Source organism: Synechococcus sp. JA-3-3Ab (assembly GCF_000013205.1).
Classification (GTDB): Bacteria; Cyanobacteriota; Cyanobacteriia; order Thermostichales; family Thermostichaceae; genus Thermostichus.
Genome location: NC_007775.1, coordinates 2,909,135 through 2,932,766 on the forward strand (window position 1 = coordinate 2,909,135; position 23,632 = coordinate 2,932,766).

15 protein-coding genes, 2 tRNA genes and 1 pseudogene are annotated in these 23,632 nt (G+C 61.3%); 7 read left to right on the forward strand and 11 right to left on the reverse strand.

Annotation, left to right across the window (positions count from 1 at the left end; all coding sequences use genetic code 11):
* Positions 1–71 precede the first annotated feature (71 nt).
* The 5 genes and pseudogenes from CYA_RS15785 to CYA_RS13540 all read left to right on the forward strand — a co-directional run.
* Positions 72–255 (forward strand): annotated as a pseudogene (locus CYA_RS15785) (hypothetical protein); the annotation flags it as partial.
* A 127-nt stretch (positions 256–382) separates the two neighbouring features.
* Complete coding sequence (locus CYA_RS13525) at positions 383–5,047, forward strand: NINE protein (protein ID WP_011431659.1); 4,665 nt, start codon at positions 383–385, stop codon at positions 5,045–5,047.
* Between the two features lie 90 nt (positions 5,048–5,137).
* Complete coding sequence (gene rodA, locus CYA_RS13530; RefSeq protein WP_011431660.1) at positions 5,138–6,448, forward strand: rod shape-determining protein RodA; 1,311 nt, start codon at positions 5,138–5,140, stop codon at positions 6,446–6,448.
* A gap of 349 nt (positions 6,449–6,797) precedes the next feature.
* Entirely contained in the window at positions 6,798–8,024 is a 1,227-nt protein-coding gene (locus tag CYA_RS13535) for a cysteine desulfurase family protein (RefSeq protein WP_011431661.1), read from the forward strand.
* A 33-nt stretch (positions 8,025–8,057) separates the two neighbouring features.
* On the forward strand, positions 8,058–8,657 hold the full coding sequence (locus tag CYA_RS13540) for a CPP1-like family protein (RefSeq protein WP_099813293.1): 600 nt from the start codon (positions 8,058–8,060) through the stop codon (positions 8,655–8,657).
* 159 nt (positions 8,658–8,816) lie between these two features.
* Here CYA_RS13540 and CYA_RS13545 read toward each other — a convergent pair whose 3' ends face one another.
* From CYA_RS13545 to lysA, 3 genes are all read right to left on the reverse strand, one after another.
* On the reverse strand, positions 8,817–9,563 hold the full coding sequence (locus tag CYA_RS13545; RefSeq protein ID WP_011431663.1) for an isoprenyl transferase: 747 nt from the start codon (positions 9,561–9,563) through the stop codon (positions 8,817–8,819).
* A 5-nt stretch (positions 9,564–9,568) separates the two neighbouring features.
* Entirely contained in the window at positions 9,569–10,492 is a 924-nt protein-coding gene (gene cdaA, locus CYA_RS13550; RefSeq protein WP_011431664.1) for a diadenylate cyclase CdaA, read from the reverse strand.
* Positions 10,493–10,727: 235 nt separating this feature from the next.
* Positions 10,728–12,104 carry a diaminopimelate decarboxylase gene (gene lysA, locus CYA_RS13555; protein WP_011431665.1) on the reverse strand — a complete coding sequence of 459 codons (1,377 nt, stop codon included), beginning with the start codon at positions 12,102–12,104 and terminating at the stop codon, positions 10,728–10,730.
* A 218-nt stretch (positions 12,105–12,322) separates the two neighbouring features.
* Between lysA and CYA_RS13560 the strand changes: the two genes are divergently transcribed.
* Positions 12,323–12,408: transfer RNA gene (locus CYA_RS13560), tRNA-Tyr, on the forward strand.
* Positions 12,409–12,412: 4 nt separating this feature from the next.
* Positions 12,413–12,484: transfer RNA gene (locus CYA_RS13565), tRNA-Thr, on the forward strand.
* Here CYA_RS13565 and miaB read toward each other — a convergent pair.
* The 8 genes from miaB to rpmH form a co-directional block, all read right to left on the reverse strand.
* The gene (gene miaB / locus CYA_RS13570) at positions 12,484–13,845 is read right to left on the reverse strand and encodes a tRNA (N6-isopentenyl adenosine(37)-C2)-methylthiotransferase MiaB (RefSeq protein ID WP_011431666.1); all 1,362 of its coding nucleotides are present in this window, start codon (positions 13,843–13,845) and stop codon (positions 12,484–12,486) included. The genes CYA_RS13565 and miaB overlap by 1 nt on opposite strands.
* Before the next feature lie 182 nt (positions 13,846–14,027).
* The gene (locus CYA_RS13575) at positions 14,028–15,377 is read right to left on the reverse strand and encodes an adenylosuccinate synthase (RefSeq protein ID WP_011431667.1); all 1,350 of its coding nucleotides are present in this window, start codon (positions 15,375–15,377) and stop codon (positions 14,028–14,030) included.
* 157 nt (positions 15,378–15,534) lie between these two features.
* Positions 15,535–17,055 (reverse strand): S41 family peptidase, encoded by a 1,521-nt coding sequence (locus CYA_RS13580; protein ID WP_041438701.1) that lies wholly within the window; start codon positions 17,053–17,055, stop codon positions 15,535–15,537.
* Between the two features lie 179 nt (positions 17,056–17,234).
* Positions 17,235–17,822 (reverse strand): Uma2 family endonuclease, encoded by a 588-nt coding sequence (locus tag CYA_RS13585; RefSeq protein WP_011431669.1) that lies wholly within the window; start codon positions 17,820–17,822, stop codon positions 17,235–17,237.
* On the reverse strand, positions 17,740–19,131 hold the full coding sequence (locus CYA_RS14330) for an SH3 domain-containing protein (protein ID WP_083759183.1): 1,392 nt from the start codon (positions 19,129–19,131) through the stop codon (positions 17,740–17,742). Before CYA_RS14330 ends, CYA_RS13585 begins: the two co-directional genes overlap by 83 nt.
* A gap of 100 nt (positions 19,132–19,231) precedes the next feature.
* Complete coding sequence (smc, locus tag CYA_RS13595) at positions 19,232–22,774, reverse strand: chromosome segregation protein SMC (RefSeq protein ID WP_011431671.1); 3,543 nt, start codon at positions 22,772–22,774, stop codon at positions 19,232–19,234.
* Between the two features lie 75 nt (positions 22,775–22,849).
* Entirely contained in the window at positions 22,850–23,230 is a 381-nt protein-coding gene (rnpA, locus tag CYA_RS13600) for a ribonuclease P protein component (protein WP_011431672.1), read from the reverse strand.
* Between the two features lie 90 nt (positions 23,231–23,320).
* Positions 23,321–23,461, reverse strand: a complete 141-nt coding sequence (rpmH, locus tag CYA_RS14335) for a 50S ribosomal protein L34 (RefSeq protein WP_011431673.1) — start codon at positions 23,459–23,461, stop codon at positions 23,321–23,323.
* Between the last annotated feature and the right edge of the window lie 171 nt (positions 23,462–23,632).

Consider the following 23,632-nt stretch of genomic DNA (forward strand, 5'->3'; position numbering starts at 1 on the left):
CTGCCGGAGCAAGAGCATGACTCTAGTCAATAATAAGCTCAACTATACTGAAGAAAATAATGTATAATATGTTCAGTACGGATTACTACCAGTTGATCTTTCTGTTTACTTTCGAGTCTGCCAACATGGTAGCCAAAGCAAAGCAGAAAATTGGTAGTAAGACGACACGGAAACTGCGCTTTGGGTATTCTACTCAAAGCTTTGCGGGATACCGCCATTCTGTTTGGAAACAAACAGAGTGCTATCGCTGCATAGTTGAACAGTGATGTTCAGCAGTGTTCAGCGTAAATGTATCAGAAGGATTTGAGAACGGCATGGCAACCGGCTAGAGCAAGGCTTAGAGTAGCAGTAGCCCCAAGCCTTTTGCTCAAGGAATCTGGCCATGGGATCCCAGGATCGCGCTCCGCCCTCAGGAACAGAGGAGCCGCAATCTGACCGTTCGCGCTCCTCGGACGACGTCCTTTTGCAGCTCACCGTTCGGGGATCCCGGCAGCAAGTCTTGCAGGGTTTGCGGGCCTGGCTGGAGCTGAGCTTGCTGACTCCAGAGCACTTTCGCTTGCTGGTGGAGCAGTATCGGCTAGAGGGGGAGGAACCAAGGTCAGCGGCAGTTTCCCCCAGCGACGAGATCCCGGCTCGTCTTGGCTCGGCCTACGTGCTCTGGATTTTGGGTTTGTTTGGCATCTGTGGCCTGCACCGTTTTTATCTGGGCCGCTGGCGGACGGGTTTGCTCTGGCTGTTGACCTTTGGGCTGCTGGGGATCGGTCAGCTCCTGGATTTGATTTGGATCCCAGGGATGGTGCGAGAAAGAAATGCTCGCCTGGCCGGATCTGGGGTTGAGGAACCTGCGGTCGAGGGGGGAGAAGAGCCCCAAGCTGCCCCTCAATCCACTCGCGCTACTCGGACGGAGTCCTTGCCCCCCCCTACCCCGGCGCTGGCTGTTTTGCTGCGGAACTTGCTGTCAGAGCTGAGCGTGGCTTGGCTGTTGCTGCTGGGCCTGTTTTTGGTGGTGGTGTCCTCGGGGGTGCTGGCGGCCAGCCACTGGGAGCAATTTTCTCCAACTGCTCAGTATGGGGTGCTCTTGGCCTATACGGCGGCTTTTGGGGTAGGTGCTGGATGGATCCAACGGCAGGAAGGGCTGCGTCTAACCGGTCAAACCTTGGAGGCTATTGCCCTGCTGCTGGTGCCGGTGAACGTGTGGGCCCTGGATGGGCTGGGGATCCTTTGGGGGATCCGCATCCTGGCGCTGGGCTTGCTGCTGGGGATCCCGTTGGCGGCTGGGCGGCAGGTGCGCTCGCTGGGTTCAGGTGCCGGCTTTCGCGACAGCGGTGTGGAGCCCAATGCCTTTTACGGAACCTTGGTGAACTTTTTGGCCCTCTCTGGCTTGCACGCTTTCTGGAGCTTGGGGCCGCAGGAGCTTCGCCCTGCTTTTGTCCTGGGGATCCTGTATCTGGGGATCCTCAGCACCGTGATTTACACCTGGAGCCGCCGGTCTCGGGAATTACGGGGCTCCAAGATCTGGCTAATCGGGGCTGCCGGATCCCTGTTAATCCTACGGGGGCTGCTGTCTGGGCATGTCCAAGTGCCGCAGTTGGGGTTGGCGGTGGCCCTATTGGGTTGGCTAGCAGCGGAATGGCCCCAGGGATCCCCGGACGTCGTAGCAGAAGGCGCTCAGGAGGGGATGCTCTCCCGCTGGTGGGAGGGGAGCTGGGTGCTGTTGGTGGTGGGCTGGCTGCTGGCTGCCATTGGCTTGGCGGAGAGCCCTTTCAGCGGCTGGCAGTTGCTGGGGATTAGCCTGCTGGGGATCCATGTCTTAATCGGGCGCTTGCGCCGACACACCCAGTCGCCCCAGCGGGACGAAGTCCTTAGGGTGCATTTGACGTTGCTGTTCTTGCTGGGCCTGGAAACTTGCTGGGCTTTTTGGCAGGTGTGGCCAGCAAGCTGGCGGCAAGAGGTTGTAGCTACAGTAACCAACTGGTTTCAGCCCCTTGATTCCCCTTGGGGCTTGCTGGGGTTGGCGCTGCTGCCCTACGAGGTGCTGTGGCTGGGGTTGGCGGCCCGCTGGCAGAGGAGCGGTCCAGAAGCCGGTGAGACAGGCTTTTCTGGGCTGGTGGAACCAACAGAGCGCTTGGTTTTGGGGCTAGGGGGATCCCTGCTGCTCTTGAGCCTTCCCTATCCGGCCATTCGCTTTTGGCACTTGCTTTTGAGCGCCGGGATCCTGGCCTGGTGGCTACAACAAAAGTCCAGATCAGGAGAAACTTCCAACTTTCTTTGGGTACTCCTGACCCACGCCTACGGAGTGGGGGCACTGCTAGCCGGGATCCGCTGGCTTTTGCCCGACTTGTTCGCGCCAGCGGTGCGGAGCACTAGCTTGTCCGCTTGGGGAGTGGTTCTGCTGTTGGTGGGCCTATTGCAATGGGCAGGGCGGGTGGCTCTGGGTGGGTCAGGGCGCTTTTGGGGATTGCCCGTGGGGCTGTGGCAGCGAAGTGCAGATGGCATAGGGCTGGTGCTGGTGGGATCCAGCTACTTGGCGTTTTTGCTGCAACGGTTCCTTGATTCGTCTGCGACTGGTGAACAATCCATGGGCTGGCTGTGGCTGCTGGTGCCTCTTGTTTTAACGGCAGCTCAGGTATTGGCCCTGCCCCCCCTGGAGTTCATGCCCCGCTGGCTGCAGATCCCAGAGCAAGGGGAGGTGGGATTCCTTTCCTGGCGGCAGGGGATCCCGGAGCGCGGGTCTTTGCGTTTCCCGGCAGTTCTCTCCCTTTTGCTGGCCCAGTTACTCACCTTTGGAAGGCCGGGGGTTGAGTTTCTGGGTCTGGGCTTGGGGTTGCTGCTGATGGCCACTCAGGTGTGGGTGTGGGCCTCTTTCCCCTCCGCCGACCATGAGCTCCACACCGCCAACGCAGTTGTTCCAGCAGAGGTGCTGTTGACAGTGACGTTTGGCTGGGGGTTCGGTCTGGTGGGAATCCATCGGCTGTTCCCCGCTTTAACGGAGTCAGAATGGCTGACGGCCTTGGGGGTGCTGCTATTGTTCGCGACAGCGGTGCGGAGCACTAGCGGCTGTCGCTACAGCCTAGGGACTCCGTTCCACTACCTCTCTCCCCGCCTTCGGGCAGCTTACCGACCGGTGCTGGATGGCTTTGGCTTTCTGCTGGGGATCGTACTTTTACTTTCCCTAACGTTGCAGACATTGCAGCCAGAAGCAGGTCGCATCGGTGGTGGAAAGTACCTGGATTCCCCAGTGGCTCTGACCCTGGCCTCTGGGACTGTCCTGGTGGCCATTGTTTTGCGGCTTTGGGTGGAAGTGGCTCCCGCTTTTTATCGCGACGGCGGTGTCCATCCTGCTGGCTTGGAGAGCGAAAGCCCGTCTCCTTCCAGGGCGGAGGATGTCTCAACTGGCGGCAGCGGTCAGGAGGCTTCGTCGGCCATCTCATGGTCTGTAATGGAGGGGCTGTCCTATGGGCTGATCTGGGCTTTGGAGCTGTTGGTGGCCAGCAGCCTCTTGTGGGTGGTACGGGGATCCCGTCCTGTTGCCCCTCTGCTTGCCGTCATCAATCTAAGCCTGGGGATCCTCTTTTGGATTGGGCCGGAGAAACTCCTCTTTGAGCGGCCCGATCGCGCTGGTGGGACGGAGTCCTCAGGGGGACAACTCCTGCAGCGGGTCAAGGCTCTGAGTTGCTGGGGGACAGCGCCGCTGATCTATGCCGGCTTGGGCTGGCTGGGATCCCATCTCGAACTCGAATGGAGCGAGCTGACAGGTCTGGGCAGCTTAGGTCTCTCCATCGTGCTGCTAGGCGTGGGGCGCCGACAGTCACCGGAGCAGCACCCCTGTCGCGAACAGGAAGGCCCTCCTCCTACCAACCGGAAGGGGATCCTGGGAGCTTTCGGAATATCGCTGGCGGCCTACGAGAGCTGGGTCTACTTTCTCGGCCAGCAAACTGGGGAATTCTGGGAGGACGAAGCGGCGGTGCTGACAGCTTTGCTAGGGCTGCTCTTGGCAGTGGGCTACTGCCTCTGTCCATCTTGGCTGGTGGCGACCCTGCGGCTGAAAGCGGCCTGGCTGCAGCGGATAGGTGCCGGCAACTGGGGCTTGGCCAGCCTCGCCCTTTGGAGTTTCGCTCTCAGCCCTTGGGGGAAGGGGCTCTGGGTGCTGACGGGATCCGGCCTGGTGGCCTATGCCGCCGGACAGGCGAGAACCTCAACTCTAGAATCTCCAACAGAGCGAAATTGGGTGCCAACGGTCTGGGGTTACCTCAGCGCATGGCAGGGGGCTGGGGTTCTGCTGGGCGGTGTGTTCCTGGGGCTGCCGCAGCTATCCATAGCGCGGTGGGCCGGATCCCTGCTCTGTGGGCTGGGGCTGGTTTACCACGGCTTGCCCTGGCGACGGTGGGGCTGGCCGGCGGCTCCTTGGCAGAATACAGCCTTGGTGCTGCCCCTGGCCGCTTTTCTGGTAACCGCGGGAGGAAATAACACCCTTAATCTGCTGCTGGGGGCAACCTACTATGCCCTGCTGGCTATCTGGAGATCCCAAGTGCGCCTGGGCTATGTCAGCCTGTTCTTGAGCAACTGGATCCTGTGGAGTTACGGCTGGCATCAGGATTGGGCTTCCCTGACGTTCTATGCCCTGCCCCTGGTGGGATCCCTGCTCTATGTGGCTCAGGTGGATCCGGGATTACAGGAAGCCAGCGGGCGACAGGGGCGACATTGGCTGCGGCTGGTTTCCTTGGGCACATGGCTGCTGGTGGTGATGGTGGAAACCCACGGGCAACGGTGGACGGGCTTTTGGCCGGTAGGGTTGGGTTTGGCCTTGGGTCTGCTGGGCTTGGCCTTGCGGGTAAGAGCCTATCTCTTCGTGGGCACGCTGGCCTTTGGGCTGGGGATCCTGCGGCAGGGATGGCTGTTGGTAACAACTGATGCGCTGCTGCTCTGGGCCACTGGGATCCTGCTGGGCCTGCTTCTGATTTGGACGGCAGCCAATCTTGAAAGGCGTCGAGAAGAGGTGGGATCCCGCCTCTCCGCTTGGCTAGGGCAACTGCAGAGCTGGGAATAGCTCCCCCCGTGGGAGAGGGGTCGAGAGTGAGCCAGTGGGGCAAGGGGCATGTCAAACTGGTGCTGGCCTTGCTTTGGAGGATGGGGTCTATTGCTGGGCAACGTTGACCCAAAGGTGTCTTCTCAGCCTAGGTGGAAAAAGCTTCTGCGGCAGATCTTGGCTCCTTGGCGCGAGTTCGATGGCATGTTGCTGGCCACGGTGCTGGCCTTGACAGGCATCGGCATTCTTGCCATCCGCAGCGCAGTCTGGGAGCGTCCCATCAGCCACTACTGGCTGCAGCAGTTGATCATGGCCGGGATCAGCCTGGTGTTTTTGGCGATGGTGGCGCGGATCCCCTATGAGCGGCTGCTGCGCTGGCACTGGTTTACCTATGGCCTGACCTTGGCGGGCTTGGTTGCAGTGCTCTTTTTCGGCACGGCAGGAGGGGGGGCGGAGCGGTGGATCTCCATTGCCGGCGTCCAGGTGCAGCCTTCCGAGTTTGCCAAGTTGGGGGTCATTATTACCCTGGCGACCATTTTGCACCACTGGCCGATCAAATACTTCAGCCAAATTTGGGTGGCCGTTGCCGTCATCGCCCCTCCTTGGGTTTTGATCTTCCTACAGCCCAACTTGGGCACGGCCCTGGTGTTTGTGGCCATCTTGCTGGCCATGCTCTACTGGGCCGGGGCCAAGGGCAGTTGGATCCTTTTGCTGCTGTCGCCGGGGGTGGGGGCCATCCTCTACGGCCTGCACACCCGCCCCGAGCTGAGCTGGATGCTCTGGGTCTGGCTGATCTGGTGCTTGGGCATGGCGAGCCTGGCGGCTTGGCGGCTGCCTTGGCGGTGGACAGGAGCGATGACCTTTGGAGTGCTCAACCTGCTCTCCGGGCATCTGGGCCAGGCGGCCTGGCACATCCTCAAGCCCTACCAGCGGCGGCGGCTGGAGATCTTCATCGATCCCATGCAAGAGCCCTGGGGATCTGGCTACCACCTGATTCAGTCCCGCATCGCCATCGGGGCCGGCGGGCTCTGGGGCCGTGGCATCCAGCAGGGCACCCAAACCCAACTGGACTTCATCCCCGAGCAGCACACCGACTTCATTTTCTCGGCCATTGGGGAAGAGATGGGCTTTGTCGGCACCCTGACGGTGCTGATTCTGTTTTGGATTCTCTGTGCACGGCTCATCTGGATTGCCCAGGGGGCCAAGGACAATTTTGGCTCCCTAATTGCCATCGGGGTGCTGGCCATGATCCTCTTTCAGGCAGTTGTCAATATCGGCATGACCATCGGCCTGGCCCCCATCACCGGCCTGCCCCTGCCTTTTTTGAGCTATGGCCGCTCGGCTCTGCTGACCAACTTTCTGGCCATTGGCCTGGTGGAATCGGTGGTCATGCACCGCCAACGCACCACCTTATTCAGGTAATTTCAAGAGTTTTCTTCCCCCTCCTTTTCTGGCGACGCTGGCTCAGGTCGGTAGCCATGCCGCTCCGCAGCGCTCTCCTATCCGCGCGCAACGCTGCTGACGAGCCAGGGATCGACCCCTGCTTCTACTCCCTCCTAGTCTTTTCGTCCTCTCTCCTGGAGGGCCCTGGCGCGGTTGAGATCTCGATGCACCTACCCCACTTGCCTATGCGGTGGGGTAGTCAGACGCTGCCCAAAACCCCCTCCCGCCTAAAGAGCTGGCACGACTGCAACGCCTGCGGCAAGGGGTGTAAATTGCCAACGCGCCAGCACTAAGATGGGGACATCGAGTCCTGGGTTGTCAAGCTCCCATGTCGCCTCTCGATCCCGCGCTTTACTTTGACCACAGCGCCACCACTCCGCCTCGGCCGGAGGTGATCGAGGCCATGCGGCTGGCGATGCAGGAAAGTTGGGGCAACCCCTCCAGCTTGCACGCTTGGGGCGAACGGGCGGCCATGGCCATGGAACGGGCGCGGCAGCAGGTGGCCGAGCTGCTCAACTGTGAGCCGGAGACGCTGCTGTTTACCTCCGGCGGGACGGAGTCCAACAACCTGGCCCTGTTTGGGGTGGCGCAGCGCTACTCCACTCCCCAGCACCTGATCATCTCCAGCGTCGAGCACGCCTCGGTGGAGAATGCCGCCCGCCGCTTGCAGGCCCAAGGCTGGAAGGTAACCCGCCTGCCGGTGAACGCCGCCGGCCAGGTGGATCCCCAAACCCTGCTCCGGGCGCTGCAGCCCACCACCGTGCTGGTCTCCATCGTCCACGGCCAGAATGAGGTGGGATCCCTGCAGCCCATTGCCGAGCTGGGCCGCCTCTGTCGCCAGGCGGGAGTTCTCTTCCACACCGACGCGGTGCAGACGGTGGGGCGGATCCCCTTGGATCTGGCGCAACTGCCGGTGGACCTGCTCTCCCTGTCTGGGCATAAGCTTTACGGGCCGCAGGGGGTGGGGGCGCTCTACGTACGCCCGGGGGTGGAGCTGCAACCGCTGCTGCGGGGGGGCGGGCAAGAACGGCGGCTGCGAGCTGGCACCCAGGGGATCCCTGCCATTGTCGGTCTAGGGGTGGCAGCGGCCTTGGCAGCCCAAGAGCTGCAGCAGGAGACGGCCCGCCTGCGGCAGTTGCAACGGCAGCTGGCCCAGTTGCTGGCCTCTGTGCCAGGTTTGCGGCTAACTGGCCCCTCGGATCTGGAGCAACGCCTGCCCCACCACCTCAGCTACTGCACTGCCGCCATGCCGGGGAATGTGCTGGTGAGGGAGATGAGCCGCCAGGGGATCGCCATCAGCGCCGGCTCTGCCTGTAGCAGCGGCCAACGGATCCCCAGCCGCATCCTTTTGGCCATGGGCTATTCCGAGGCCGAGGCCCTGGGATCCATCCGCCTCAGCCTGGGCAAGGCCACCACCCAAGCCGCAGTTGAACAGGTGGCGCAGTCGCTGCGGGCTCTTCTCCTCTCGGCTGCGGGCGCTGGATCCCTTGAGGAGAAGGCAACCCAACCCCTGCCAGCGGCTCCTGCCGCTGAATTGGCGGCTGGGCTAAGGTGATAGAGAGTTACAGGGCTGGTCGTTATGGCTGAGATGAGTCCCTATCAAGTGTTGGGAGTCAGCGAAGAAGCCTCCTTTGAGGAGATCCAATCGGCGCGGGCACGGCTCCTGGCCAGCTTGGGTGCGGATGAACAGCAGCAGGAGCGGGTGGAACAAGCCTACGACGCCATCCTGATGCAGCGCCTGCGCCTGCGCAAGGAGGGCAAGATCGCCGTCCCCGACCGCATTCGCTACGCTGAACAGCGGGCTGCCCGTCCAGAGACAGAACCGAGTTTGCCCCGTCCCGCTGCCCAAAATCCCCCCTGGATCAGCCGCTGGCTGGATAGCCCCTCTGCCCCGGATATGCTCTGGCCCGCCGTGTTGCTGGGAGGACTGGTGGGTTGGGTTGTCTTGGCTCCCGATGAGTATCCCTCCCTGCAACTGGCGCTGGGGCTGATGGCCTGTATCTATTTCCTGTACCGCAAAGAGCGCCGCTTCCTTCGCGCTTTTCTCTTGGCGCTGGCAGGACTGAGCCTGGGACTGATGTTGGCCTACGCCATTGCCCTTCCCCTCACCGGCGGCGATGCCCCCGGCGCCCTGTTGGTGGGGATCACGTTTGCGGTGATGTGGCTGGTCACCAGCTTTCTGCGCTAGCTGGGGGGCTTCAGGTACACATTCCTACATATGTGCTGCCTGTCCATCTAAGTCGTTCCCTAACTCCCCTCTCCCTGAGGGAGAGGGGTTGGGGGTGAGGGCAGGAGCGCTTGGGTCGGCCCCTAGTTGGATTTGACCAGGCGGGGATCCGTCAAGGTCTTATCTGCCGAAGCGCCGCTGCCGCGACTGATAGCTGAGCAGGGCTTGGTGAAAGGCGGCGCGGTCGAAATCCGGCCAGAGGATGGGGGTGAAGTACTGCTCGGTGTAGGCCATCTGCCAGAGCAGGAAGTTGCTGATGCGCATCTCGCCGCTGGTGCGGATCAACAGGTCGGGATCCGACAAGCCAGTGGTGTAGAGAAATTGGGAAAAGAGGGCCTCGTCGATCTGATCCGGTTGCAAAAGCCCCTGCTGCACCAGGGTGGCAATCGAGCGGCAAGCCTGCACGATCTCCTGTCTGCCGCCGTAGTTCAGGGCCACCGTCAGGCAAATGCCCTCGTTGTGCTGGGTGCGTTCCACCGCATGCAGGATCGTGTCCTGCAAAGATCGGGGCAGGGCCGACAACTGGCCGGCAAACTGGATGCGCACCCCCTGCTGCACCATTTCCGCCAGTTCCTGCCACAGCACCTGCTCGAACAAGGTCATGAGGAAATCCACCTCCTCGCGGGCGCGGCCCCAGTTCTCCGTGGAGAAGGCGTAGGCGGTGAGGAGGGGGATCCCCCAATCGTGACAGCAGCGGAGCAACTCCTTCAAAGCCGCTACCCCGCGCTGATGCCCGACACTGCGGGGCAAGCCTCGTTTTTGCGCCCACCGCCCGTTACCATCCATGACCACTGCCACATGGCGGGGCAATAACTGCGGATCTAGGTCGGCAGGCAACTGCAGAAGATGGACAGGAGAAAGGGTCATGCGGATCAGTCTTTAGGAAGGGTTTTCTCAGGTTTGCGAAGGAGTTTGGCTAGATCTGGCAGGGATCCCCACCAGCGCAACAGCCCATTGTGAATCCACGGGTGGGCCCACAATCCCTGCAGAGGAGCATCCCGTTTTTTGGCTTCGCGCGGATGGCGCAACCGCTGCACCAGCAGTTCGTGGAGCTTGGCACTGGTCAGAGGTCGCTCGAGGCGTCCGCCTTCTGCCAGTGAGATGGATCCCGTCTCCTCTGAGACCACAATACACAAGCAATTGGCCTGTTCTGTGATCCCCATCGCCGCCCGGTGCCTCGTGCCCAGTTGGCGAGAGGCAGTTCGCTCCGAAACCGGCAGGATCACCCCTGCCGCGCGAATCCGATCCCGATGGATAATTACAGCCCCATCGTGCAGGAGCGTCGAGGTCTGGAAGATCGTCTGTAAGAGCTCCCGGGACACCCGCGCCTGGAGAGGAACCCCTTTATCGGTGAACACCCGCGAGTCAATGGGCTGATCTGGCTCGATGACAATCAGCGCCCCTGTCCGATTTTGGGAGAGTTCTCGCACCGCCTGCACCACCTCCTCCACCAAATCCTCCTTAGGGTCATCCTCGTCATCGTCTGTGCTGTTCGGCCACTCAACGCAGATGGCCCTCGCCAGTTGCTCCAGGAGCCGCCGAAACTCCGGCTGAAAGAGTACCCCCATCGCCACAGCCGCGGCCAGGAGCAAGCGATCCAAAATCAGGTGCACCAGCGGCAGCGAGGCGGTGGCCAGATACAGGACCAGCAGCACCATAAACCCCCGCACCAGCACCCCGGCCCGGCTCTCGCGGGTGTAATAGAGGGCCAAAGCCAATAGCAAGACGGCCAGAGCCCAGTCCAACAGGCTGAGAACATTAAATTGCTGTAGCCAAGCCCATAAGGCCGCCAGCATGCCGAAAAACCCCGTTCACGCTCCCCTCGTTGCGGACCCTTTGCCTACGCCATCCTGCGCCCCAGAACCTTTTGGCTCCGGAACCCCTGTTGGACTGCGGCCCCCTGACCAGCCTACCACTCACCTCCTACCTGTCTTCCAGTCTTTCCTGCCCCAGAGCCAGCGGGGTCGCCGCTGCAGAGAAAGCCGGGCCCCGCCCTCAACGGCAACGGTTACAGGCAGCCGTCTCTGCCCTTCACCGCTGCAACCGCTCCGGTAAGATGTCCTGACGGATCAGATCTGCATAAGTTTCCCGCCGCAGGATCAACTGGGCCTTCCCTTGGTTGACCAGCACTGCCGCGGGCCGAGGGAAGCGGTTGTAATTGGAGGCCATGCTGTAGTTGTAGGCCCCGCTGGTCAACACAACTAGGACTTCGCCGGGCGCTGGGTTGGGCAAAAGCACATCTTTCAAGAGCACATCCCCCGACTCGCAGTGTTTGCCGGCCACTGTCACCCGCTGGGTGGCCTCGGCCTCAGGGCGGTTGGCCAGAAGGGCGGTGTAGCGGGCTCCGTAGGTGATAGGGCGGGGGTTATCGGACATGCCGCCGTCAATGGTGACGTAGAGACGCCCTTCGGGAAGGTCTTCGCTGGGCGGGATCCACTTCTTGCCCCCCAAAGTGTAGGCGGTTACAGCCGCTGGCCCAACCACAGACCGTCCAGGCTCGCAGAGCACCTTGGGCAGCGGGATCCCGGCGGCGGTGAAGCTCTGCTGCACTGCAGTGGCCACGGCTTCCACCCACTCCGGAATGGAGGGGGGATCGTCGGATTCGACATAGCGGATCCCTAGTCCGCCGCCCACATTCAGCTCCTGCAAGGGCAGCCCCTTCTCCAGCCCTTGGCGCCAGACCTGGGCCAGTACCCCTGCCAGATCCCGGTGGCCTTGTAGGTCGAAGATCTGGGATCCGATGTGGGCGTGGAGCCCGACGCATTGCAATTGGGGATGGGCTGCCAAAAAATCAAATACCTCCGGCAGTTGCCACTGGCCGATGCCAAATTTGCTGTCGGTTTGGCCAGTGCGGATGTACTCGTGGGTGTGGACGTCAATGCCGGGGTTGACCCGCACCAACAAGCGGGCCGGTCGTGCAGGGGTAGCCAGAGCGGCCAGTTGCTGTAGCTCGTAGAGGCTATCGGCCACCAGGGTGCAGCCCACCTCCAGGGCCATGGCCAGCTCCTCCGCCGACTTGGCGTTGCCGTGCAGGTAGAGCTCCTCACCCCTGGCTCCTGCTTGAATAGCGGTATAGAGCTCCCCGCCGGAGGCCACGTCCAGCCCCAGCCCTTCTTGTAAGGCCAAAGCGCAGATGGCCAAGCAGTTCCAGGCTTTCGTAGCATACAAGACCTGGGATCCCCCAGGGTAGCAGCGGGCCCAGGTGTCGCGGTAGAGCCGGCAGGCGTGTCGCAACGTCCACTCGTCCAGGATGTAGAGGGGAGAGCCAAACTGGCGCACCAGCTCTACCACGTCGCAGCCGCCGATTTCCAGGTGGCCCTGGCTGTTGGTGCGGCTGGTCAGGGGCAATAGCGACTGGTTGGGAGAAACTTGTTCGACGGAGGTGGAAGTGCCGAGGGTTGAAACCATAGGGACAAGTGAAGGGACTGTCCTCCACCCTATCAAGTTTGCTCTCCAGTTTGGCCAAATGCCCTCAAGCCCCTTGTTGCCAGCAGCCCCCGCAAGGTAGGGCATGATGTCTTGCCGGGAACTCCCTCCCTGTTTAGCTCCCGTCCCCAAGACAGCTCTTCTCGCCTGGATTCGATCTTGGGCAGCACTTTCTGCTAATATAGGAAGCCAGTGTCCAAGGGTCGATGCCCGAGTGGTTAAAGGGGGCGGACTGTAAATCCGCTGGCTTATGCCTACGTTGGTTCGAATCCAACTCGGCCCACCATGCCGCCCACGTAGCTCAGTGGCAGAGCACCCCCTTGGTAAGGGGGAGGTCACGAGTTCAATCCTCGTCGTGGGCTTACGTGCAAGCTCCAAGTTCCGCCGCTTGAGGTTTCTCTTCCCCTGGCTTGACGATCTCGCCGCTGAGGGAAAAGGCCCGTGTGGCAGTGATGCGCACTGGCACCAGGGATCCCTGCAATTGCTCGGGATCGCCGTCGAAGAAGACGATGCGATTGCCGCGGGTGCGCCCCATGGCCTGGCGGGGGTTTTTGGGATTGGGGCCTTCCACCAGCACCTCCTGCACCTGGCCCAGCAGCCGGGCGCTGCGGGCGGCAGCCACCTCCGCGACCAAGCGGTTGAGCCGTTGCAGGCGGTCGCTTTTTTCCTCTTCCGGCACCTGGTCAGGCCACTCGGCTGCCGGCGTGCCAGGGCGGGGAGAGTAGGCGGCAGTATTGAGGAAATCAAAGCCGATATCCTGAACCAGTTGCAGGGTTTCCTGAAACTGGGCTTCCGTTTCGCCGGGGAAGCCGACGATGGCATCGGCGCTGATGGTGGCCTCGGGCATGTACTGGCGGATGAGCTGGATGAGCTGGCGGTAGCGCTCCTGGGTGTAGCCCCGCCGCATCCGCTTGAGGACGGCGTCGCTGCCCGCCTGGAAGGGGATGTGGAAGTGCTCGCACACCTTGGGCAGCTCGGCACAGGTGGCGATCAGCTCTTCAGTAAAGTAGCGCGGGTGGCTGGTGGCAAAGCGAATCCGCTCAATACCTTCCACCGAATGGACAAAGCGCAGCAGGCTGGCCAGGTTGGTCTTGGGATCCAGATCCCGCCCGTAGGCGTCGATGTTTTGCCCTAGCAAGGTGACCTCGCGGTAGCCGGCCCGGGCCACGTCCTCAATCTCGGCGCGGATGGCCTGCGGCTGGCGCGACTGCTCCCGTCCCCGCACCAACGGCACAATGCAGTAGGTGCAGCGCTCGTTACAGCCGTAGATGACGTTGATCCAGGCTGTCACCCGGCTATCCCGGCGGGGCTTGGTGATGTCTTCCGGGATCTCGACAGGCTCGGTGGCCACCACCTGGTTGCCCGCCTCCACCTGGGCCAGCAGATCCCCAAGGCGGTTGACGTACTGGGGGCCCATGACCAGATCCAACTCGGGGACGCGGCGCAGCAACCTTTCCCCCTCCTGCTGGGCCACGCAGCCGGCCACGATGAGCTTGATGGCTGGGTTTTTCCGCTTGCGCTGCGCCTGGATGCCCAGGTAGGAATACACCTTTTGCTCAGCGTTATCGCGGATGGTGCAGGTATTGAAGAGAACTAAGTCTGCCTGCAGCTCGTCTTCGGCGGGCACATACCCCAGCGACTCGAGGATCCCGGCCATGCGCTCGCTATCGGCCCGGTTCATTTGACAGCCGAAGGTGATGGTGTAATAGGTGGGAGCAGCCATGGCAAGACCAGAAGACAGGGTCAGCAATCTCTACCTTTTTTGAGCTTAGCGGATCCTTATGGGGCGGTAGCGGCAACGTAAGGGTTGGGGGGCAGATCCCTCTCCCTTGGCTCCCTCTGCGCGGCCCAGGCTGGTTTGCTAAGCAGTGTCCCTCAGCAGAGTAGCCACTGAGCTAGGGCGCGTCAGTCGGGCATGAGGGCGTGAACTTGCTTGCGGCCGTTGGGGTAGAGCAAGGCGCGCTTGGGGCCGTGGATGGGATCCTCCACGATAATGGTTTGGTCGCGGCTGGCTCCCAGGGAGACGATGGCAATCGGCACCTGCATCAACTGGGCCAAAAACTTCAGGTAGTCGTAGGCTTCGGGAGGCAAGTCCTCAAGGGAGCGGCAGTCTTTGGTGGAGCACTTCCAGCCGGGCAGGGTTTCATAAATGGGCTTGCACTGGGCAAAGACGCGGGCATCGCTGGGAAAGTGACGGATCTCGCGCCCCTGGTACTCATAGGCCACGCACACCTTGATCTCGTCTAGGCCGTCCAGCACATCCAACTTGGTGATGGCCAAGCAATCCAGGCCGTTGATCCGCACGGCGTAGCGCCCGATTACGCCGTCGAACCAGCCGCAGCGCCGCTGCCGCCCGGTGGTGGTGCCAAATTCGGCTCCCGCCGCCCCCAGGTAAGCGCCAATCTCGTCCTTGAGCTCGGTGGGGAAGGGGCCTTCGCCGACGCGGGTGGTGTAGGCCTTGGCTACCCCAATCACCCGGTCAATGCTGGTGGGGCCGATCCCGGCCCCCACGCAGGCGCCGCCGGCGATGGGATGGGAGGAAGTGACGTAAGGGTAGGTGCCGTAGTCGAGATCCAACAGCGTGCCCTGGGCCCCCTCAAAGAGGATGTTCTGCCGCTCCTCGATGGCCTGGGTGAGGAGTAGGGCAGCGTCGGTGACGTAGGGGCGCAGCCGCTCCGCGTAGGCCAGGTATTGCTCGATGATCGGCTCGGGATCCAGAGGGGGTAGGTTGTAGATTTTTTCCAGCAAAACGTTCTTGTAGGGAATGGCCCAACTGAGGCGCTCCCGCAGTTGGTCGGGGTACATCAAGTCCACGACGCGGATGCCCATGCGCTCGGCCTTGTCGGCGTAGGTAGGGCCAATGCCTCGCCCGGTGGTGCCCAGCCGGTAGATGCCGCGTCGCTCTTCCTCGGCCACGTCGATGACGCGGTGGTAGGGCAAGGTTACGTGGGCTGTCTCGGCGATGTAGAGGTTGTGGGTGGAGATCCCCAGTTGGTGCAGTTGGTCGATCTCGGCCAGCAACACCTCAGGGTCGATCACCGTGCCGCTGGCGATGATGCAGCGCTTGTCGGGGTAGAGGATGCCGGAGGGGATCAGGTGCAGCTTAAAGATTTGGCCCCCCACCACCACGGTATGTCCTGCGTTAACCCCGCCTTGGTAGCGGACGACCACATGCGCCTTTTCACTGAGGAGGTCGGTGATCTTACCTTTTCCTTCGTCGCCCCACTGGGCACCGACAACCACAACGTTTGCCAAGGGCTTCTCCTACAGTCTCTGAACGGCACAAAAAATCCCCTTTGCGGGGTCGCTGCACTAATTTACCGCATTGCTCCAGGCAGTGTTGAGGGCTTCGGACAAAAACGTTAACAATCGATTAATTTCGACCCCTCGCTAGGGCAGCAGCCCGCTCCCTTTAGCTCCCCGGCTTGAACAGGCCAATGGCGGTGACCTGGTTGGATCCCGCCGCAAAGGCAAAGGACAGGCCAAGGGCGTCGTAGTTGACATAGTAGCGATCGTCGCGCAGATATTCTCGGCTCCCCTTGGGGTAGGGCACCACCTCGTTGTAGCCGTTCTCGCCAGGCCCGCCGTAAATGGCGATCACTTCCGAGTAGGTGGAGCCGATACGGATCCCTTCGCCAGTCATGGCTTCGGGTTGGGTGGTGTAGATGCGGTCGGCAAAAAAGCTATTGAGAACGCCCGGACGGCGGTAGGCAAAGAGGATGTAGTCCTGCAAGTAGAAGATCTTCAGGTCGCTGTTGGGCTGAAATACATTTGCCCGCGATTCGGCCGGGATCAAATCCACGTTGCCCAAGAGGTGGGTATCGACGTTGCGGGTATCCATGCCCAGGACAAAGCGACCAACACGGCCCTCTTGCACCAGGACGGTGGGGCGGGGGGGAGGGCTGGGGCGGCGGGGCAGGGCCAGCGCTTCTAGGGCGGCCTTTAGCCAGGCGTTCTCATCCCCCTCCACCTTTTGCAGGGGCACCAAACCCTGGGCTAGGGAGCGTCCATCGCCTGTCTTCCAGGTGGCCACGGCCAGTTCCACCGCCGCGCCAGAAGGAAGGGCAAAGAAGCGGGTCTGGCGTTCGCTGCCTTGAGTGGGTTGCCCTACTATAACGGTGCTGCCGCTGGCTCCCAACTGGGCCGCCAGGAGGGTGGCCCCCTGGCGGGTGTTGCCGTCGACCAGGACGGCCGATGGGATCCCAGCAGCCAGTGGCAGGTTTTCGCTGTTCCAGGGGGTAGGCTGGCCAAAGCGGTCTTCGGTAACCAGCAGCGGCTGCACGGAGCGGGGCAAGAATAGGCGTGCCACATCCGCTATCACTTGCGGGTCATAGCCCACCGAGCTGCGCAGGTCGAGGACAATGCCTTGGCTGTAATCCTGGGTGTAGAGGGCTTGGCGGATCTGCTGGGCTGTGGCAGGGGTGAGCTCCGGCACTGCCAGGTAAACCTGGCGCGGCCCAATCTGACGCGCCTGCAGGGGTGGACGAGGGCGGTTGAGCAAGTCCCTGAAGCTTTGGGGATCCCAGAAGCGATCGGCGGGATCCCCGTATTCGCGCAGAACCTCTCGAATCAGCTCGTACTCGACTTCGATGGGCGGACGGGGATCGCTGTAGGTGCGGGCCAACAGGCGGGTGTAGAGGTCGTTGTAGTTAACCGCAGCGGCTTGCTTGCCCGCCTGCCAAGACTCGTTGATGAACAACTCCACCAGATAGCGCAAATCCTGGCCCATTGCTGGCAAAGGAGGAGCTGCCGGGATGCCCAGATCGGGCGACGCACCCTGGAAGGGAGAAATCGGATTCGCAATCGGATCCTCAACTGAGGGCATGACCGGCACAGGGGGCAAGGCCGCTTGCCCCATCACTCTGCCAGAAAGGACTCCGCTGAGCGCCCCGACTGTGCCCCACACCTGAACTGCCCGCGCAAATCCCTTCATGGTGGCCTGCCCTTGTTTGCAGATGCTGTGAATAGGATAAACTCTGGGCAATCTCCTCTACCACTGTCGGCAGGGCCAAATACTTGTTTTTTAAATCATGAGACACTACTGGTTGTCTTGCCCTCTTGCCTCTGTCTGGGCGTTTCCCGGTTCGGATCCCGAAGCAGCGCGGGTGTGCCCTAGCTCTCGGCAGACCAGATTGTGCGGATAGGCAGGGTGAAGCCGGGCAGCACGTCTTCTCCCGACAAGGTTTCTGGGTCTTCCAACAGTTCCGGCGCCTGTCCTGCTCGGTAGATCATCACCCGCTTGGCCTTGGGATCCAAAAGCCACCCCAAGCGACAGCCGTTGTCTATGTACTCCTGCATCTTGGCCTGGGCTTGAACCCAAGAATCGGTGGGCGAGAGGATCTCCACCACAAAGTCAGGACACAGGGGCAAGAATCCCTGGCGGGTCTGGGGATCCAGAGCCTCCCACTTTTCCAGCGGGATCCAGGCCAGGTCAGGAGAGCGGTCGCTGCCTGAAGGCAGAGAAAACCCCGTGGAAGAATCAAAGGTTTTGCCTCGGCCTGATTGGCGATTCCAGAGGGTTAGCTCTGTGGTGATCTCTGCATTCCAGTGGCCAACTTCACCGCCAGTGGGGGACATGATCACCAGCTCTCCTCGGGCAGTGCGCTCTAGCTTTAGCTCAGGATTGGCCGCACATAGCCGGATAAAATCCTCTCGCGTCAGAGTCATCAAGGGGCTGAGATTGAGCGTCAAGGCCGTCATGGCATGAACTGGACATTCCCATGCAAAACTGGATTCCAGAATAACCCCCTGCTGAAGGGCAATAGGAAGCAATTGGGAGCCCTGGCTCTAGTTTATAAAGTCTCAGTCTGGTTTGGCTCTGATTCAACGTTTTCCAGGTCTTGAGAGTAGGGGAGAGAGTCTTGCTCTGGGCAATTTCCTGCTCGAAGTGTGTCCGGGCTTGAGGATGGATCCCTGCTGCGATGGCTTGCTGCAATACGTGACGACGCACCTCTTCAGTGTGCCTGTCAAGCACCATTTTCAGAGCATAAAACCGGTTGATGGCAAGCTCGTTGAAATGGGCCAGCGCCGCTGCGGCAAAGGATCCCTCTGCACCCCGATAGAGGTATCGCACCAAGGTATCGGCGGCTTCTATGGCCAGTTCCCCTTCCAGAGAATGCAGAGCTTCTAGATTCTTTTCCACTTCTGCCAGGGAGTTGCCACAGGATACCCGTGTCAGACCCATCGATACCCAGCCCACCAATGGCTGTCGAATCTTGAGCCAGCCGTTGAGTACTTCCATGACCCGCACTTCGGTTCCATTGGGCAGTTGACCGATAACATTGCCTGCGGCTACAGCGGGTGTCGATCGTACATTAGTCGGCGGATTGGGATCCTCTATCTGAGTAATGCAGGGCAGGGGGACATCTGTGTACAAGGTGTCGTCGATCTCAACCTCCTTGCCGGCACTGCGAAGTGTATCAATTAGCCGACTGACAACATCTTTGGGCACATCTAGCACTGTCGAGAGCCAACTTGGATTAATGCTTAGCCCTGGCTCCCAGCCCGCCTGAGCCACCACTACCCACTGACCACCGTGTTTTTTAAGCAAATAGCAGCCATCAATTACCGGAAGGTCGCCAACTTCGGCAGAGGCTTCGGCTAGGGCATAGTTTTCGACAATGGCGATTGCTCCGGTTTCCAGAGGATGAACCGGCACACCGGGAGATCGAGCTGCTGCTTGTCGGAGATACTCGTTGATCAATGGGTCGGTGAGCACAGCTTGCCTTATGGCCGCACGGTCGTCAGCGCTGCTTGGGTTTAGGGTGGCTGAGGATGGCGAGGTTTGCACAACCCAAGTTCTCGCTGTGGCAGCAGGCAACACTGGCAAAACTTGAAGGGAAGCTGCAGGAGTTTCTGCCTTGGATCCGCCATTGTCCAGGGATTGCGCAGAGGCATTGCCGACCAAAAGCAGCAGCGTTGTTGCTATCGACAATGCTGATGGGATTTTCCTCAAGCTCAATATCGATCGGCAGCTTTGGGATAGAAGAGCTTGCATTTTCATCAACATCTGCTGAAATGGTTTGCCCTGCGGAGTTTTTGGAATCTACGCTCTTCTCTAGATAGCAAGCGAGATGGGATCCCGCCGCGATTGCCGCCTGCTGGGTGCTTTAGCCGACGTGAGCGGTGGGGTTGACTAGGCCGATCACTTGAGTGTAGGCGCCGCGAGCTTGGGTCACTCCAATGGTGCGCTCCGCTTTTTCAAGCATGGGACGGCGCAGGCTGACCACCAAGAATTGCGCCTGGCGGGATTGCTGCCAGATCATGTCGGCCAATTTTTCTACATTGGCCCCATCCAAAAACATGTCCACCTCGTCAAAGGCATAAAAGCTAGAGGGGCGATAGCGCTGCAACGCAAAAATAAAGCTGAGGGCCGTCAAGGATTTTTCTCCGCCCGACATGGCGCTGAGACGACGCACTGGCTTGCCTTTGGGGCGGGCCACCAGGGTCAAACCCCCGGCCAACGGATCCTCTGGGTTCTCCAATTCTAAATAGCCCTCTCCCTCGGAAAGCTGGGCAAAGATGGTCTGGAAATGGCCGTTGATGGCATGGAAGGCATCCAAAAACGCTTGGCGGCGCAGGGTGGAAAAGTTCTCGATGCGCAGCAACAATTCGGTGCGCTCTTGGTGCAGGGTTTCCAGTTTGGCGTTGAGATCCCCTAGGCGGGCCTGGATCTGTTCGTATTCGGCGATGGCCAACATGTTCACCGGCTCCAGGGATCGCAATTGCTCTTCGATTTTGCGTTTTTGCCGTTGCAGCTCGTCCAGGGTCAGGTGGGGGGGCAGGGGGGGAAGGGGATCCGGCAGCTCTTGGGCCGCGGCTTGCAGTTGGGCTTGCAGTTGGGCAAGGATGGCCTCTTTTTCCTGCTGTTGGGTGAGGGCGTGGTAGCGTTCCCATTCCAGGCGTTGGAGCTGCTGCTGTTGGGCGCGCAGTTGAAATTCTTGCCGCTCCCGCTCTTGGCGCAGGTGGGCGAGGCGGGCTTCGATCTGGCCCATCTGTTGCCGTTGCTCGGCAATGTGCTGCTGGATGTGGGCGAGAGTGGCCTGGGCCTGGGCGATTTGCTCTTGAAGTTGGGCCTGACGCCGTTCGCCCTCTTGCAGGCGCTCCTGGTGGTGCTGGATCTGGGCCTGCTTCAGGTGTTGCTGGCTGAGGTTCTCCTGCTGCTGTCGCTCCAGGTGGGCCAGGTGGTGTTGCAGCTCCGCCAGGTGGCTCTCCTGCTGCTGTACCGCCTGCTGCAGTTGCTGCCAGTGCTGGTTGACCGGGGATCCCTCCAGTTGGCTGAGCTTGCGGGCGAGATCGGCCAGGCGCTGTTGCAAGGGATCCCAGCGGAGTTGAATCTGGTGCAGCCGCTCTTGGATCTGCTGGCTTTCGCTTTGCCATTGCGCCAGGGATCCCTGCAGGTGTTGCAGGCGGGCCTGCTGGTTTTGGCAGTCGGCCTGGTGCCGCTCCAGGTATTGCTGGGCTTGCAGGGCGTCCTGGCGGGCCAGGAGCAGGGCCTGGGCCAGTTGTTTTTCGCGGGCTTGGGCGGCTTGGAGGCGAGGGGCGAGGGCGGCCAGCAGCGCTTCCAGATCGGCCAGGCGGGCGCGCAGGGCTTCCCCTTCCGAGTGTTCGCCCGCAGAAAAATGGATCCCAGCTCGTTGGGGGCCGGTGCCGCCAGTGATGGCTCCCGAGGTTTCCAGCAGCTCCCCTTCCAGGGTGACCATGCGGTGCTGGCCGATGTAGGGCCGGGCCAGCTCCAGGCTCTGGAAAACCAGGGTGGAGCCGAACACAAAGCCAAAAACATCTCGGTAGCGCTCTTCAAAGTGCACCAGGCGGATGGCGTAGTCGATCAGACCGTTTAAGTTGAGGGGGGCGGGCGGGCGGGCGGGCTGCAATTTGTTGAGGGGCAAAAAGGTGGCGCGCCCCAGTTTTTCCCGCTTTAAGAGGTTGATCGCGCTGACGGCGACGCTTTCATCTTCCACCACCACAAAGTGCAGTCGGTTGCCTGCCGCAATCTCCAGCGCCAGTTGATACTGGGGATCCACCTGCCCCAACTGGGCCACCAATCCCAAAACCCCCGGCAGGCGGGCGCTCAGGATGGCCTGGGTGGCGCGGGATCCCTGGGATTCTTGCAGCAGTTGGCGGCGGGTCTCCCACTTGTCCAGTTGCCGCTGCTTGGCGTGGAACTCGGCGGCCAGCCGCTCGTGGGTGGCGCGATCCAGCTCCAGGTTGGCTTGCAGTTGCGCCAGCTCTTGCGCCAGGGCCTGCACCTGGGCTTCCGACTGTCGGCAGGCCTGTTCCAGCTCGGCGGTGAGGGCCAGGTGGGATCCCAGCCATTCTTCAATCTGGGCGATCTCAGTTTGGGTGTCTTGGACTTGTCGCGCCAGTTGCCGTTGGCGCTCTTGCAGGCGAATTTGCTCCTGTTGCAAAGGCTCTTGTTCGGCGCGGATCTCTTCCAGGTGGCGGGTGAGGTAGCGCTGCTGCTTGACCCAGGCCTCGGCAGATTGGGCCAGGGCCCGCAGTTGTTCGCGGCTTTGTTCTAGGCTGATTTGGGCTTTCTGCACCTGGGCTTGCAGGGATCCCTGGGCCTGGGCCAGTTGCTCCTGTTGGCTTTGCAGGCGTTCCAGCTCTGCCTGCAGGTGCTGCTGTTGGGTTTGGCGCTCCTGCTGCAGGCGCTGCGTTTGCTCGATTTCCTGCTGCCAGGCGGCGATCTGTTGGCTGAGCTGTTGCCGTTGCACTTCGGCGGCAGCGATCTGGGCTTGCAGGTGCAGGTATTCTTCCTCTCCGAGGGCGTGGATGCGGCTTTGCAGCTCGCTCAGGGCGGCTTCCGCCTGCTGTAACTGCTCGCTCAAGGTCTGCACCTGAGCAGTGGCTTGCTCCTGAGCCTCCAGAAGCTGCCGAATGGCTGCCTGGGTTGCTTCCACTTGGGCTTGCAAATGCCGCCAAAGCAACACCCGTTGCTGTCGCTCCAGCGTTTGCCACTGCAGCCGCAACTGCTGGTACTGCTGCGCCTTTTCGCTTTCCCTGAGCAGCCGCTCTCCTTGGGCTTGCCATTCCTGCTCGATGAGCCGGAAGCGCTCAATTTGTTCGCGCACCACCTCCAGCTTGGCGTTGGCCTGGGCGATCTTGCGGTCGAAGGTGGCCACCCCCGCCAATTCGTCGAGGATCTGCCGCCGCTCCTTGGAGTTCATGGAGATGATGCTGGTAACATCCCCCTGCAGGACCACGTTGTAGCCGTTGGGGTAGATGTGCATCGCCTCCAGTTGCTCGTGCAGCTCGCTCAAGGTGCAGGGCACATCGTTGATGTAGAAGGTGCTGGTGTAGGGCAGGGAATCGGGATCCTCTCCCTTGCCGGGGCTGACCCGCAGCCGACGGCTGACTTTCCATTCTCTCGGCTGGCCGTCTTCTCCCGGCCCCAGATCGAAGGTGACGGCGACGTGGGTCTCTACCCGCCGGTTGCTGCTGAGGCTGCCAGAATGCACCAGATCCGAAAGCCTCTCTGCCCGCATCCCCCGCGAGGACGATAGCCCCAGCGCGAACAGGATCCCATCCAGGATGTTGGACTTGCCGGAGCCGTTGGGGCCGGAGATGACCGTAAAACCCGGCAACAGGGGCAGCGAGGTCGTGCTGCCAAAGGACTTAAATCGGGTCAGCTCGATCCGCTTGATGTACATCCCGCCCCATATCTAGCGCAGCCAGCAGCAGATGATGGCACCAGGCTAGCACGGGTAGCGCAGCCTGCCCAGCTTCTAAGAAGGCTCAGGATCTGGGCTCGGGCTGACGAGCAGATCGGCCTTTTGCAAAAGACGATGCACCTCTGCCTGTAGCTCTGGCCACTTATAGGTGAGCAGGTTGGGCTTGGAGATGAGCAGTAGCCGGTATCCGGGTTTCAGGTTTGGGCACAGGGGCCGCAAGATTTCTCGCAACCGGCGTCGCAGCCGATTCCGCTTGACAGCAGATTTGCTCACCTTTTTCCCGATCACCAGCCCCACCTGGCTGGGGATCCCTTCGCACCCCGCCGGCATCGGCTGAAACAAAAGGATCAAGCCTGCACCGGAACGGCGCTGCCCCGCCTGGTAAAGCGCCTGGAAAGCTCGCCGATCTCGCAAGCGATAAGGAGCAGGCAGCATTGGGCACTGAAAGGGAATCCCAGGCAGGAGTCAACCCGTCTTGGACGCCGACACCCCAAGAGTTTGAGATGGGATCGGCTCTGCTAACCCTTAAGAAACCGCCAGGCGATAACGCCCCTTGGCCCGCCGCCGCCGCAAGACCTGCCGCCCGCTTGCCGTGCGCATCCTGGCCCGAAACCCAGAGACGCGAATGCGTCTGCGATTGGTGCCACGAAGGGTACGCTGAGTCATGGTGGAGACCAACTCATCCTGTCAACAAGGCCTGCTGCGACTGGCGAGGGAGAAGCCCAGTTCACCGGCAGACAATTAGCAAAGCTTTATCGTAGCAGACTCGACGGAAAATCGCTAGATTGGCCGCCTCACGCCGAGCAGCTAAATTGGGGATCCTACAATCCCAGTCGA

Bases quoted from the DNA above. Each gene is read 5' to 3' on its own strand.
- miaB (WP_011431666.1), bottom strand. From the start codon at position 13,845: ATGGCTGCTCCCACCTATTACACCATCACCTTCGGCTGTCAAATGAAC.
- CYA_RS13540 (WP_099813293.1), top strand. From the start codon at position 8,058: ATGAGTCCCTATCAAGTGTTGGGAGTCAGCGAAGAAGCCTCCTTTGAG.
- cdaA (WP_011431664.1), bottom strand. From the start codon at position 10,492: ATGCTGGCGGCCTTATGGGCTTGGCTACAGCAATTTAATGTTCTCAGC.
- CYA_RS13580 (WP_041438701.1), bottom strand. From the start codon at position 17,055: ATGAAGGGATTTGCGCGGGCAGTTCAGGTGTGGGGCACAGTCGGGGCG.
- CYA_RS13525 (WP_011431659.1), top strand. From the start codon at position 383: ATGGGATCCCAGGATCGCGCTCCGCCCTCAGGAACAGAGGAGCCGCAA.
- rpmH (WP_011431673.1), bottom strand. From the start codon at position 23,461: ATGACTCAGCGTACCCTTCGTGGCACCAATCGCAGACGCATTCGCGTC.
- CYA_RS13545 (WP_011431663.1), bottom strand. From the start codon at position 9,563: ATGACCCTTTCTCCTGTCCATCTTCTGCAGTTGCCTGCCGACCTAGAT.
- CYA_RS13585 (WP_011431669.1), bottom strand. From the start codon at position 17,822: ATGACGGCCTTGACGCTCAATCTCAGCCCCTTGATGACTCTGACGCGA.
- rnpA (WP_011431672.1), bottom strand. From the start codon at position 23,230: ATGCTGCCTGCTCCTTATCGCTTGCGAGATCGGCGAGCTTTCCAGGCG.
- CYA_RS14330 (WP_083759183.1), bottom strand. From the start codon at position 19,131: ATGTTGATGAAAATGCAAGCTCTTCTATCCCAAAGCTGCCGATCGATA.
- lysA (WP_011431665.1), bottom strand. From the start codon at position 12,104: ATGGTTTCAACCCTCGGCACTTCCACCTCCGTCGAACAAGTTTCTCCC.
- CYA_RS13535 (WP_011431661.1), top strand. From the start codon at position 6,798: ATGTCGCCTCTCGATCCCGCGCTTTACTTTGACCACAGCGCCACCACT.
- smc (WP_011431671.1), bottom strand. From the start codon at position 22,774: ATGTACATCAAGCGGATCGAGCTGACCCGATTTAAGTCCTTTGGCAGC.